11 protein-coding genes are annotated in these 12,198 nt (G+C 71.5%); 1 reads left to right on the top strand and 10 read right to left on the bottom strand.

Annotated elements, in window-relative coordinates; genetic code table 11:
• Window positions 1-100 precede the first annotated feature (100 nt).
• The 5 genes from cimA to ureA all read right to left on the bottom strand — a co-directional run bounded on the left by cimA (window position 101) and on the right by ureA (window position 6,315).
• On the bottom strand, window positions 101-1,720 hold the full coding sequence (gene cimA, locus ACFTXQ_RS15735; protein ID WP_382640909.1) for a citramalate synthase: 1,620 nt from the start codon (window positions 1,718-1,720) through the stop codon (window positions 101-103).
• A 397-nt stretch (window positions 1,721-2,117) separates the two neighbouring features.
• Window positions 2,118-2,738: a TetR/AcrR family transcriptional regulator gene (locus ACFTXQ_RS15730; RefSeq protein ID WP_382640906.1), complete on the bottom strand. Its 621-nt coding sequence runs from the start codon at window positions 2,736-2,738 to the stop codon at window positions 2,118-2,120.
• Window positions 2,739-2,766: 28 nt separating this feature from the next.
• The gene (locus ACFTXQ_RS15725; RefSeq protein WP_382640904.1) at window positions 2,767-3,807 is read right to left on the bottom strand and encodes an agmatine/peptidylarginine deiminase; all 1,041 of its coding nucleotides are present in this window, start codon (window positions 3,805-3,807) and stop codon (window positions 2,767-2,769) included.
• 19 nt (window positions 3,808-3,826) lie between these two features.
• Window positions 3,827-5,560, bottom strand: coding sequence for an urease subunit alpha (locus tag ACFTXQ_RS15720; protein ID WP_382640901.1), 1,734 nt, complete (start codon window positions 5,558-5,560; stop codon window positions 3,827-3,829).
• Window positions 5,557-6,315 carry an urease subunit gamma gene (ureA, locus tag ACFTXQ_RS15715; RefSeq protein WP_382640899.1) on the bottom strand — a complete coding sequence of 253 codons (759 nt, stop codon included), beginning with the start codon at window positions 6,313-6,315 and terminating at the stop codon, window positions 5,557-5,559. The genes ACFTXQ_RS15720 and ureA overlap by 4 nt, the downstream gene beginning before the upstream one ends.
• A 156-nt stretch (window positions 6,316-6,471) precedes the next feature.
• Here ureA and ACFTXQ_RS15710 point away from each other — a divergent pair, with 156 nt between their 5' ends.
• Window positions 6,472-7,914, top strand: coding sequence for a cytosine permease (locus ACFTXQ_RS15710; RefSeq protein WP_382640896.1), 1,443 nt, complete (start codon window positions 6,472-6,474; stop codon window positions 7,912-7,914).
• A gap of 72 nt (window positions 7,915-7,986) precedes the next feature.
• Here ACFTXQ_RS15710 and ACFTXQ_RS15705 read toward each other — a convergent pair whose 3' ends face one another.
• From ACFTXQ_RS15705 to ACFTXQ_RS15685, 5 genes are all read right to left on the bottom strand, one after another.
• Window positions 7,987-8,301 (bottom strand): antibiotic biosynthesis monooxygenase family protein, encoded by a 315-nt coding sequence (locus ACFTXQ_RS15705; protein WP_382640893.1) that lies wholly within the window; start codon window positions 8,299-8,301, stop codon window positions 7,987-7,989.
• A 65-nt stretch (window positions 8,302-8,366) separates the two neighbouring features.
• A complete protein-coding gene (locus ACFTXQ_RS15700; RefSeq protein ID WP_382640890.1) occupies window positions 8,367-9,452 on the bottom strand; it encodes a branched-chain amino acid aminotransferase in 1,086 nt (361 codons plus the stop codon).
• A 233-nt stretch (window positions 9,453-9,685) separates the two neighbouring features.
• Window positions 9,686-10,726 (bottom strand): 3-isopropylmalate dehydrogenase, encoded by a 1,041-nt coding sequence (locus ACFTXQ_RS15695; RefSeq protein WP_382640887.1) that lies wholly within the window; start codon window positions 10,724-10,726, stop codon window positions 9,686-9,688.
• Between the two features lie 91 nt (window positions 10,727-10,817).
• Window positions 10,818-10,955, bottom strand: a complete 138-nt coding sequence (locus ACFTXQ_RS15690; RefSeq protein ID WP_382640884.1) for a hypothetical protein — start codon at window positions 10,953-10,955, stop codon at window positions 10,818-10,820.
• Between the two features lie 260 nt (window positions 10,956-11,215).
• On the bottom strand, window positions 11,216-12,163 hold the full coding sequence (locus tag ACFTXQ_RS15685; protein ID WP_382640882.1) for a LysR family transcriptional regulator: 948 nt from the start codon (window positions 12,161-12,163) through the stop codon (window positions 11,216-11,218).
• Window positions 12,164-12,198: the final 35 nt, after the last annotated feature.

Genomic DNA, 12,198 nt, shown 5'->3' with positions numbered 1-12,198 from the left:
GGCATTTTCCTGTGTGAGCAGGACATAAGGCCGTCTCCGCCCTGCGCCGGACCTCCCCGGGGCCGGGAGGCCCGGCGAGGTCCGGTGCGGCGCAGGGCCGCTACTCGGCCGGTTCGACGCCCGCGTGGAGGAGGCCGTACGTGAACGCGTCCTCCAGGGCCTGCCAGGACGCGGCGATGACGTTCGGGGCGACGCCGACCGTGGACCACTCGCGGACGCCGTCCGTCGTGGCGACCAGCACACGGGTCGTGGACTCGGTGCCGTGCTTGCCCTCCAGGATGCGGACCTTGTAGTCGACCAGCTCGAACTTGGCCAGCTGGGGGTAGAAGCGTTCGAGGGCGACCCGCAGGGCCCGGTCGAGGGCGTTGACCGGGCCGTTGCCCTCCGCCGTCGCGACGATCCGCTCGCCCTTGGCCCACAGCTTCACCGTGGCCTCGTTGGCGTGGGTGCCGTCCGGGCGGTCCTCGACGATCGCGCGCCAGGACTCGATGCGGAAGTACTTGCGGGCCCGGCCCTCGGCCTCGCCGCGCAGGAGCAGCTCGAAGGAGGCGTCGGCCGCCTCGTAGGTGTACCCCTGGAGCTCACGCTCCTTGACCCGCTCCACGACCCGGGAGATCAGCGCGCGGTCCCCGCCGAGGTCGACGCCGAGCTCCTTGCCCTTGAGCTCGATGGAGGCGCGGCCGGCCATGTCGGAGACCAGCATGCGCATGGTGTTGCCGACCCGCTCGGGGTCGATGTGCTGGTAGAGGTCCGGGTCGACCTTGATCGCGGAGGCGTGCAGGCCGGCCTTGTGCGCGAAGGCGGAGACTCCCACGTACGGCTGGTGCGTGGAGGGGGTCAGGTTGACGACCTCGGCGATGGCGTGCGAGATCCGGGTCATCTCGGCGAGGGCGCCCTCGGGGAGCACCTTGCGGCCGTACTTGATCTCCAGTGCGGCGACGACGGGGAAGAGGTTGGCGTTGCCGACCCGCTCGCCGTAGCCGTTCGCGGTGCACTGGACGTGGGTGGCGCCCGCGTCGACGGCGGCCAGGGTGTTGGCGACGGCGCAGCCGGTGTCGTCCTGGGCGTGGATGCCCAGGCGGGCGCCGGTGTCGGCGAGGACGGTGGCGACGGTCGCCGTGATCTGCGCGGGCAGCATGCCGCCGTTCGTGTCGCAGAGGATGACGACGTCGGCGCCGGCCTCGTGCGCGGTGCGTACGACGGACTTCGCGTACTCGGCGTTGGCGCGGTAGCCGTCGAAGAAGTGCTCGCAGTCGACGAAGACGCGGCGCCCCTCGGCGACCAGGTAGGAGACGGTGTCCCGGACCATCTCCAGGTTCTCGTCGAGGGTGGTGCGCAGGGCGAGCTCGACGTGCCGGTCGTGGGACTTGGCCACGAGCGTGATCACGGGGGCGCCGGACTCCAGCAGGGCCCGCACCTGGGGGTCCTCGGCGGCCGAACCGCCTGCCCGCCGGGTCGCGCCGAAGGCGACCAGCTGGGCGTGCTTGAAGTCGATCTCGGCACGGGCCCGGGCGAAGAACTCGGTGTCGCGGGGGTTGGCGCCGGGCCAGCCGCCCTCGATGAAGCCCACCCCGAAGTCGTCCAGGTGGCGGGCGATCGTCAGCTTGTCGGCGACCGTGAGGTTGATGCCCTCGCGCTGGGCGCCGTCGCGCAGGGTCGTGTCGAAGACGTGGAAGCTGTCGTCGAGGACCGCTGCTGCCGCCTCTGGTGTCGTCGTCATGCTGATCTGACTCCTGTCGGATGAGTGGTTCCGGAATCCCGGGATCCACTGCCCCCATCATCGCGCGCGTTCACGTCTCGGCTGGATGAGGCCGGGAAACGAAAAAACCCCTCGCGGGTGCGAGAGGTTTGCGCGCGGGTCTGGGGCACGGTGGCCGCCTCCCGCGAAGGTCTTCCACGGTTCAGCGGTCACTGAGGACCGGCGCGCTGCTGGCGATAATCATGAGCTGAGCAGGCACGCTCGCAGTGTGCCATACCGCTTGCCGCGGATGGACCGGGATCTCAGCATGCGGGCACCGCCGCAATCTCAGCCTCGCCGGCGTTTGAGGCGCGGGGTCCGGGGCAGCGCCCCGGCAACGGCGCCGCACCCGGCCGGTCAGCCGACAACGCCGCCGGGGCTACCCCCGGGGAGTGAGGGCTTCCGTGAGGTATTCGCGGACGTGGTTCAGGATTTCCTCGCGGTCCAGCGTCGGCAGACCCACGGCCAGCTGGATGCTGAAGCCGTCGAGCAGGGCCCTGGTGCGGGCCGCGAAGCGGTCGGCGTCCACCGGGCGGAACTCGCCGCGGGAGATGCCCTCGGCGAGCAGGGCCACCAGGTCCCGGTGCCAGGCGCCCTCGATCGCCGCCTGCCGGTCGCGTTCCTCCGGGCCGGCGTTCTGGGAGCGGTTCCAGACCTCGAGCCACAGGGTCCAGTGCGGGTCCCGGGCGTACTCCGGCACGTACAGGTCGACGTAGGCCCGCAGCCGCTCGGCCGCCGGGGCGCGCCGGGACAGCAGGGCCCGGCGCTGGTCGCCCAGCGCCGCCTCGCTCCACTCCAGGGTCTGCAGCAGGAGCTCGTCCTTGCTGCGGAAGTAGTAGAGGAGGTGGCCGCTGCTCATGCCGACCTCGCGGCCCAGACCGGCCATGGTCAGGCCTTCCAGGCCGCGCTCGGCGATCGTGGCCATGGCGGCGGCGAGTACGTCCTCGCGCGGGGGCGCGTTCTTTCGCGCCGCCCGTACCGGTACTCCACCCGCCGCCATGGGCCCACTCCTCGTCCGTTCCGGAAGGTCAGACCTTCGGCTGCTGCTGGGTGATGCAGTGGATACCGCCACCCCCGGCGAAAATCGTACGTGCGTCAACGAGTGTCACGGTCCGCTCGGGGAACAGTCCGCGGAAGATCTCGGCGGCCTCCTCGTCGCGCGGGTCGTCGAAGGAGCACAGCACGACGCCGCCGTTGCACAGGTAGTGATTGATGTACGAGTAGTCCACCCACTCGCCGTCCTCCTCCAGCACCGTCGGCGCGGGGATCTCCACGACCTGCAGCTGCCGGCCCTGTGCGTCGGTGGACGCGCGCAGGATGGCCGCGATGGTCTTGCAGCGCTCGTGATCCGGGTGGGCCGGGTCGGGCTGCGTGTGGACCATGACCACGCCCGGGCGGGCGAAGGCGGCGACGATGTCGACGTGGCCCTGGGTGCCGTAGGTGCCGTAGTCGCCGGCCAGACCGTAGGGGAGCCAGATCGCCTTGGTCGTGCCCAGGTGGGCGTGGATCTCGGCCTCGACCTGCTCGCGGGTCCAGTCGGGGTTGCGGCCCTTGCCCAGCTGCACGGTGTCGGTCAGGAGCACGGTGCCCTCGCCGTCGACGTGGATGGCGCCGCCCTCGTTGACCAGCGGGGTGCTGTACGTACGGGTGCCTACCGCGTCGGAGATGTGCCGGGCGATCTTCGAGTCGTGGTCCCAGCGGGCCCACTCCTGGGCGCCCCAGCCGTTGAAGGTCCAGTCGACGGCCGCCAGCTCGCCGGCGTCGTTGGTGACGAAGGTCGGGCCGATGTCGCGCATCCAGGCGTCGTCGAGCTCGCGCTCCACCAGCTCGACGTCCTCGCCGACGATCGCGCGGGCGCTCTCGGCGTCACCGGGCGAGACGACGAGGGTCACGGGCTCGTACGTGCGCACGGCGCGGGCCACGGCGCCCCAGGCCTGGCGGGCCTCGGCGAGCTCCTGCTCGTTGGTGAAGGTCGGGTTCGGGCTGGGCCAGGCCATCCAGGTGCGCTCGTGGGGGGTCCACTCGGCGGGCATCCGGAATCCGGCGTTCACGGGCTTGTTCGTGGTCATGAGGGAGGTCCTTAAGGGCTTACAGGAAGTAGAGACGGTTGAGGGAGACCGAGTCGGCCGCTTCGGAGCGCAGCGGTTCCCCGTCGAGGGAGACGAGGCCGCTGCGCGCGTCGACATCGACCGCGCCCACCCGGGAGTTGAGGAGCAGGTCCTTGGGGCCGATGCCGCGGGTGCCGCGGACGGCCACCCGGCGCCTGCGGGTCGGCATCTCGTCGCTGCCGAGGGCCGCCGCGGCGGCCGAGACGAAGGCGACGGAGATGTCGGCGGCGGTGGCACCGTACGAGCCGAACTGCGGGCCGAGGACCAGCGGTTCACAGGTGTCGGTGGCGGCGTTGGGGTCGCCGGTGACCCCGTAGGCCGGGAAGCCGGACTTGAGGACGAGCTGCGGCTTGGCGCCGAAGAACTGGGGGCGCCAGAGCACGATGTCGGCGAGCTTGCCGACCTCGATCGAGCCGATCTCGTGAGCCAGGCCGTGGGCGATGGCCGGGTTGATCGTCAGCTTGGCCATGTAGCGCAGGACGCGGGCGTTGTCGTCGCCCTCGCCGTCGCCGGCGAGGGGGCCCAGCTCGCCCTTCATCTTCGCCGCCATGGCGAAGGTGCGGCGGATGGTCTCGCCCGCGCGGCCCATGCCCTGGGCGTCGGAGGAGGTGATGCCGATGGCGCCCAGGTCGTGCAGGACGTCCTCGGCACCCATGGTGCCCGCGCGGATCCGGTCGCGGGCCATGGCGGCGTCGCCCGGGAGGTCCGGCTTGAGGTCGTGGACGGAGACGATCATGCCGTAGTGCTCGGCGACCGCGTCCCGGCCGAAGGGCAGGGTGGGGTTGGTGGAGGAGCCGATGACGTTCGGCACGCCCGCCATCTTCAGCACGTTGGGGACGTGCCCGCCGCCGCAGCCCTCGATGTGGAAGGCGTGGATGGTCCGCCCGTCCAGGACGCGCAGGGTGTCCTCGACGGAGAGGCACTCGTTCAGGCCGTCGGAGTGCAGGGCGACCTGCACGTCGTGCTCCTCGGCCACGCGCAGCGCCGTGTCCAGGGCGCGGGTGTGGGCGCCCATGTCCTCGTGGACCTTGAAGCCGGAGGCGCCGCCCTCGGCCAGCGCCTCGACCAGCGGGGCCGGGTCCGAGGAGGAGCCTCGGGCCAGGAAGCCGATGTTGACCGGCCAGGCGTCGAAGGCGTTGAAGGCGTGCTTGAGGGCCCACGGGGAGTTGACGCCGACGCCCCAGACCGGGCCGAACTCCTGGCCGATGATCGTGGTGACGCCCGCGGCGAGCGAGGCCTCCATGATGCGCGGGGACAGCAGGTGGACGTGGGTGTCCACGGCTCCGGCGGTGGCGATCAGCCCCTCGCCGGAGACGATCGAGGTGCCCGTGCCGACGACCACGTCGACCCCGTCGAGGGTGTCGGGGTTGCCGGCCCGGCCGATCGCGTGGATACGGCCCTCGCGGATGCCGATGGACACCTTGCGGATGCCGAGGACGGCGTCGATGACCAGCACGTTGCTGATGACGACGTCGCAGGTCTCACGGACGGCCGCGGCCTTCAGGTGCAGGCCGTCACGGGCGGTCTTGCCGAAGCCCGCCAGGAACTCGTCGCCCGGCTTCTGCGCGTCGGACTCCACCCGGACGGTCAGCCCGGAGTCGCCGAGCCGGACCCGGTCCCCGGCGCGGGGGCCGAAGACGGAGGCGTACTCGTGCGGGTCAATGTGCCGGCTGCCCGGCGCACAGTGGTCGCTGTGGGGCGTCTGGCGGCTCATGCCTGCTCTCCGTCCGCGTGGTCGGTGGTGCCGGCACCGTGGCCGGCCGGGCTGTCCCCGGGCTCCTGCTGCGCCGGCGCGCCCAGGTACCCGCAGGCGGCCGCGCGGCTCAGCGCCAGCTCCTTGGCTCCGGGGGCGTCCAGCGGGCCGTCCACCAGCCCGGCGAAGCCGACGGCGATGCGGTCGCCGCCGATCGGGACCAGCCCGACCTCGCCCTCGCCGTGGGGGTCGAACCGTACGGACGAGCCGGCGGGCACGCACAACCGCATTCCGTAGGCCGCGGCCCGGTCGAAGTCGAGGCGGGGGTTGGCCTCGAAGAAGTGGAAGTGCGAGGTGACGCTCACCGGCACGGCGGCGGTGTTGCGCACGCGCAGGTGGAGCACCGGCTCCGGCTGGGGGGCGCCGGGGCCGGGGACGACCGCGCCGGGGGCGTCGTCGCCGAGGGAGGCCGCGCCCTGGATGGGCGAGGAGACCACCGCGAGACGGGATCCGTCGTCGAAGACGGCCTCCACGTGCACCTCGGTGACCACGTCGGCCACGCCCGGCAGGACGTCGTCGGGGCCCAGCACGCCGCGGGCTTCCTCGATGGCCTCCGCGAGCCGCTTGCCGTCGCGCGCGGCCTCGCAGACCGTGTCCGCGATCAGCGCGGTGGCCTCCGGGACGTTGAGCTTGAGGCCCCGGGCCCGCCGGGCCCTGGCCAGTTCCGCTGCGCTGCGGAGCAGCAGCCGGTCGCGCTCCGTAGGGGTCAGCCGCACGGCGATCCACCACCTTTTGACTCGATGGGTTAGAGCATCACTCTAACTCTTCATTTCCTAGCTGGGAATCATTGACCTACGAGCAGGGCATGAGTCACATTGAGTGTCGCTCAAACAATTGCTCACGCATCCCCGCCCTGCCAAGGGAGTCCCCCCATGCCCATCGAACAGCGCGGAGTCGACACCATCCCGGAAGAGGAGCGAACGAGCGGTCCCCGTGACCTGATCTCGATCCTGCTCGGCTCCAATCTCTGCCTCGGCGTGATCGTCTTCGGCTGGCTGCCCCCGTCCTTCGGGCTGGGCCTGTGGCCCTCGGTCACCGCCATCGTGACGGGCACCGTCGTCGGCATCGCCTTCACCGCGCCGCTGGCGCTGGTCTCCCTGAGGACGGCCACCAACCTGTCCACCTCCAGCGGCGCCCAGTTCGGCGTCCGGGGACGGCTGGTCGGTTCGATCGTGGGCCTGCTGCTCGCGCTCGGCTACACCGCGCTCACGCTGTGGATCGGCGGCGACGTGATGGTCGGCACCCTCTCCCGGCTGACGGGCCTCCCGGACACCGGCGTCTCGCGCGCCGCGATGTACGGCGTACTGGCCGCGTGTACCGTCGTCGGGGCCGTCTTCGGCTACCGACTGCTGCTGCGCATGAGCAAGGTGCTCTCCATCGGCATGGTGGTCCTGCTGGCCGTCGGCTTCTTCGCCTACGCCCCGGACTTCACCACCGCCGCGCCGCCGGAGACCACCCTCCTCCTCGGCTCCTTCTGGCCGACCTGGCTGCTCGCGGCCGTCGCCGCCGGCCTCAGCGGCCCCGTCGCCTTCATCACCCTGCTCGGCGACTACACCCGCTACATCTCCCCCCGGAAGCACAGCTCCCGCAAGGTGTTCTGGGCCACCTGCCTGGGCCTGCTCATCGGCCTGCTGATACCGCAGCTGTTCGGCACCTACACCGCCCTCGCCGCCAAGGCCGGCGCCGACTACGCCGGGCCCCTCGTCGAGGCCGCGCCGTTCTGGTACCTGGTCCCGCTGCTCGCCGCCGCCGCGGCCGGCTCCGTCGGCAACGCCGGGCTGATGCTCTACTCGATGGGCCTGGACCTCGACGCGATCGTCCCCAAGGCCACGCGCACCAAGGCCACCGTGATCGCCGCGGCCGTCGCCACCGCGTTCGTCTTCTTCGGCTCCTTCGAGTGGGACGTACAGTCCGCGATGACCTCGTTCGTGCTGCTCCTGACCGCGATCGGCACTCCCTGGGCCGTGATCACCCTCATCGGCTACGTGCGCTGCCGCGGGCAGTACGACGCCGACGCCCTCCAGGTCTTCAACCGCCGCTCGGTGGGCGGGATCTACTGGTACCGCCGCGGCTGGAACCCGGCCGCCACCGTCTCCTGGGCCGTCGGCGCCGGAGTCGGCGTGCTGGCCGTGACCACCCCGTTCTACGAGGGCCCGCTGCTCGCCCTGACCGGCGGCGTGGACTGCTCCTTCATCCTCTCCGGCCTGTCCGGCGGGCTGGTCTACCTCGCCCTGACCGCCCGCCGCTCCCCCGCCGCGGCCGGCGCCGCCGACGCCGGCTCCGGCGCTGCCGCCGAGGAGCCCGTGGCCGTCTGAGCCGCGCCTCCACGTACGAAGGCCCGCACCCCGGGGTTCCGGGGTGCGGGCCTTCGTACGTACGGGCGAGCCTCAGGCGTCAACCGCTCGCGCCAGCGAGAAACCGCCGCCCTGCATGTCCTCGCACAGTGCGCGGCAGCCGCCGAAGTGCTCGGCGAACTCGGGCTTGTCCTGCCAGGCCTTCATCGCGTCGACGTCCTGCCAGGAGGCGAAGGACACGTAGTGGCCCGGGTTGCCCAGGTCGCGGATCAGGCGGGCGAAGAGGAAGCCCTCGTTCGCCTCCTTGGTCCAGGTCAGGAAGGTCGTCCAACGGTCAACGAACTCCTCTTCCTTGCCCTCGGAGACCTTCCAGTTCCCGGAAGCCCAGTAGCTGCTTGCCTCGGACATCGCACACCACCTCGGTACGGGCCCCCACTCCAGACTAGGCCCGTACCGATCGGTCGCCTCCGGGCTCAGCCCAGCGGGTGCATCCAGCCGTGGTGGTCGGCGGCGTGGCCGGTCTGGAGCTCCAGGAGGGCCTTGCGCAGGCGCATGGTGACCTGGCCGGGCTCGCCGTCGCCCTGGATCCAGTTGGCGCGCTCGGACTTGACCGAGCCGACGGGGGTGATGACGGCGGCGGTGCCGCAGGCGAAGACCTCGGTGAGGGTGCCGTTCTCGTTGTCGCGCTGCCAGTCCTCGGTGGTGATGCGGCCCTCCTCGGCGGTGTAGCCGAGGTCGCGGGCGATGGTGAGGAGGGAGTCGCGGGTGATGCCCGGGAGGAGCGAGCCGGTGAGCTCGGGGGTGACGATGCGGTCGCCGTACACGAAGTACAGGTTCATGCCGCCCATCTCCTCGATCCAGCGGTGCTCGACGGCGTCGAGCCAGACCACCTGGTCGCAGCCGTGCGAGGCGGCCTGGGCCTGGGCGACGAGGGAGGCCGCGTAGTTGCCGCCGGTCTTGGCCGCGCCGGTGCCGCCCTTGGCCGCGCGGACGTACTCCTCGGAGAGCCAGACGGAGACGGGCTTGACGCCACCGGGGAAGTAGGCACCGGCGGGCGAGGCGATCACGATGAAGAGGAACTCGTTGGCCGGGCGGACACCGAGACCGACCTCGGTGGCGAACATGAACGGCCGCAGGTACAGGGAGGCTTCACCGGAGTCCGGCACCCAGGCGCGGTCCTGCTTGATGAGCGCGTCGCAGGCGTCGATGAACAGCTCGACCGGCAGCTCCGGCATCGCCATGCGGCGGGCGGAGGCCTGGAAGCGCTCCGCGTTGGCCTGGGGGCGGAAGGTGGCGACGGTGCCGTCGGGCTGGCGGTAGGCCTTCAGGCCCTCGAAGATCGTCTGCGCGTAGTGCAGCGTCATGTTCGCCGGGTCGATCGCCAGGGGCGCGTACGGGACCAGCTCGGCATCGTGCCAGCCGCGGCCCTCGGTCCACTTGATCGTCACCATGTGGTCGGTGAAGTGGCGGCCGAAGCCGGGGCTGGCCAGGATCGCCTCGCGCTCCGCGTCGGACAGCGGGTTCGAGGAGGGCTTGAGCTCGATCGTGGGCGTCGTCATGAGTGCTTGTCCTTCACCGTTGTGTATGGCGGACCGCGCTCATGCGTACTAGTTACTAGGACGTCCGAGCTTCCCCGTAGTCCGCGGCCTCGCGTTCGATTATCGCGCGCGAGGGGGGTTCGGAAAAACGGGGTGTTGCGGCCCAGGGGAGATGGTGGCACCCGGGGCCGCACAGGAGAAGCCGCCGGGTCCTGGAATGCGACCCGGCGGCTTCCTGAGGTGGAGCTGCCGGGTCAGCCGGCTACGCGGGCGGCGAGGGCGTCGCCGATCGCGTCGGTGGAGCGGAAGGTGCCGTCGCGCTCGGCCAGGTCGGCGGAGACGGCGTCCTCGATGCGGACGGCCTGGGCCTCGTAGCCGAGGTGGCGCAGCAGGAGGGCGACGGAGAGGATCGTCGCGGTCGGGTCGGCCTTGCCGGTGCCCGCGATGTCCGGGGCCGAGCCGTGGACGGGCTCGAACATGGACGGGAACGCGCCGGTCGGGTTGATGTTCCCGGAGGCGGCGAGGCCGATTCCGCCGGTCACGGCGGCGGCCAGGTCGGTGAGGATGTCACCGAAGAGGTTGTCCGTGACGATGACGTCGAAGCGCTCGGGCTGGGTGACGAAGAAGATCGTCGCGGCGTCGACGTGCAGGTAGTCGGTGGTGACCTCGGGGTACTCCTGGCCGACCTTGTCGAAGATGTTCTTCCACATGTGGCCCGCGTACACGAGGACGTTGTTCTTGTGGACGAGCGTCAGCTTCTTGCGGGGGCGGGCGTTGGCCCGCTCGTAGGCGTCACGGACCACGCGCTCGACACCGTAGGCGGTGTTGAGGCTGACCTCGGTGGCCACCTCGGCCGGCGTGCCGGTGCGCAGCGAGCCGCCGTTGCCGGTGTACGGGCCCTCGGTGCCCTCGCGCACCACGACGAAGTCGATCTCCGGGCGGCCGGCGAGCGGGGTGGCCGTGTTGGGGAAGAGCTTCGAGGGGCGCAGGTTGATGTAGTGGTCGAAGGCGAAGCGGAGCTTCAGCAGCAGACCGCGCTCCAGGACGCCGGACGGGACCGACGGGTCGCCGATGGCGCCCAGCAGGATCGCGTCGTGGTGCTTCAGCGCTTCGAGCTCCGCGTCCGGGAGGGTCTCACCGGTGCGGTGCCAGCGCTGGGCGCCGAGGTCGTATTCCTTGGTCTCCAGCTTCACATCCTGGGGCAGGACCGCGGTAAGGACCTTGAGTCCCTGAGCCACGACTTCCTGGCCGATGCCATCACCGGGGATCACTGCGAGATTGATGCTGGTCGACATGTCGGAACCGTACTCCGTGTCCCAGCCCTCAGACACATTGCGTCCATCATCTGGACGCAACATGTCTCGGGATGGAGCGGGCCGGCGCAGGTCAGTGGCCGGTCGACCCGCCGTTGTCCCGGCGGTCCAGGGCGCGCTGCAGGGCGGCTGCGGCGTTCTTGCGGTCGGCGTCGGCCGTGGAGGAGCGGCGGACGCGGCGGCCGGCGGGGGCGGAGGAGGTGGTGTGCATGGTGATCGACTCCTTGAGATCACGGCGTGGCGGAGCCACGGATGAGGGGTTCCTTCAAGGCGCCGGAAGAGGCGGGGAGCAGTGCGCCGCAGGGGTTGCCTGCCGGGGCGCGCGCTCTCGACCGCCATTCGCCGGATCGGCGAGACGTTCGGCTTCTACAAAGCTAGGGCAGCTCCCGCTGTATGTCTCCGCAATTACTCGGACTTCCTACTATCTGAGACGCCGAACCCCCCGGACGGCCTGCTCTCTCGGTTCCGCTTTCAGCCCTTACCGGAGCGAAGTTCCCTGATCAGAGCCCTCACGGCGAGGGTTGCGGCTGATTCCGGCGTGGTGACGTATCCCACCCGCCTCACCGGCCTCTGATGGCCCAAATCGGTGATGTCGACGGCCGCGGTCGCCTCGCACAGCGACAGCTCGGGCAGGATCGCCATCCCGAGCCCGCGTCCGACCATGGTCAGCACCATGCCGTCGTCCTCGGCCTTGACGGTGGCGCGGGGGATCCAGTCCTGGGCCTGCCACCACGCGCGGGTGTAGGAGCCGCAGTTCTCGTCCCAGTCCAGCAGCGGCAGCGACTTCGGGTCGGGGTGTCCGGCCGGGTGGACCAGCGCGTACGCCTCCTCCCTGAGCAGTCCGGTCAGCAGGCCCGCCGGTACGTCGTCCTGCCCGCCCAGCGTGGCGATGCCGAGGTCGGCGCGGCCCGCCGCCACCTCCCCGGCCGTGCCGGCGCCGAGTTCGCGCACCACCCTGACCTCGGGGCGGATCCCGGGGTGCCGGGCGGTGAGCCGTTCCAGGGCGGGCGGCAGCAGGTGCAGGGCCGCGCTGCGGAAGGCGGCGATCCGGAGCACGCCCTCCACCGCGTCCCCGCCCGCGGCCGCCCCGCCCCGGCCCGCGCCGCGCACCTCCGCGCCAAGGACCTCGTACAGCCGCAGGATCCGGCGGCCGAGGGCGACGGCCCGCTCCCCCGCCGGGGTGGGCGAGGCGCCGCCGCGGCCGCGCTCGAAGAGCACCGCGCCGAGCTTCGCCTCGCTGCCCCGCACGGAGTGCGAGACGGCCGACTGGGTCAGGCCCAGCCGTACCGCGGCGGCGGAGAACCCGCCGGTCTCGGATACGGCGACCAGGATGCGCAGTTCGTGCGGACCGAGCTCGGCCGGGCCGCTCGCGCGGGCGCTTCCGGTGCCGGTTCCGGTGCCGCCGATGCCGGCTGCCATGGGCCTCTCACCTCGTTCCATGAGCGCCGCTCATG

The sequence above is a fragment of the Streptomyces sp. NPDC057010 genome, from assembly GCF_042673805.1.
Classification (GTDB): Bacteria; Actinomycetota; Actinomycetes; order Streptomycetales; family Streptomycetaceae; genus Streptomyces.
Note: the sequence above shows the minus strand (reverse complement) of the source record. Positions and strands in the feature narration are given on the sequence as shown.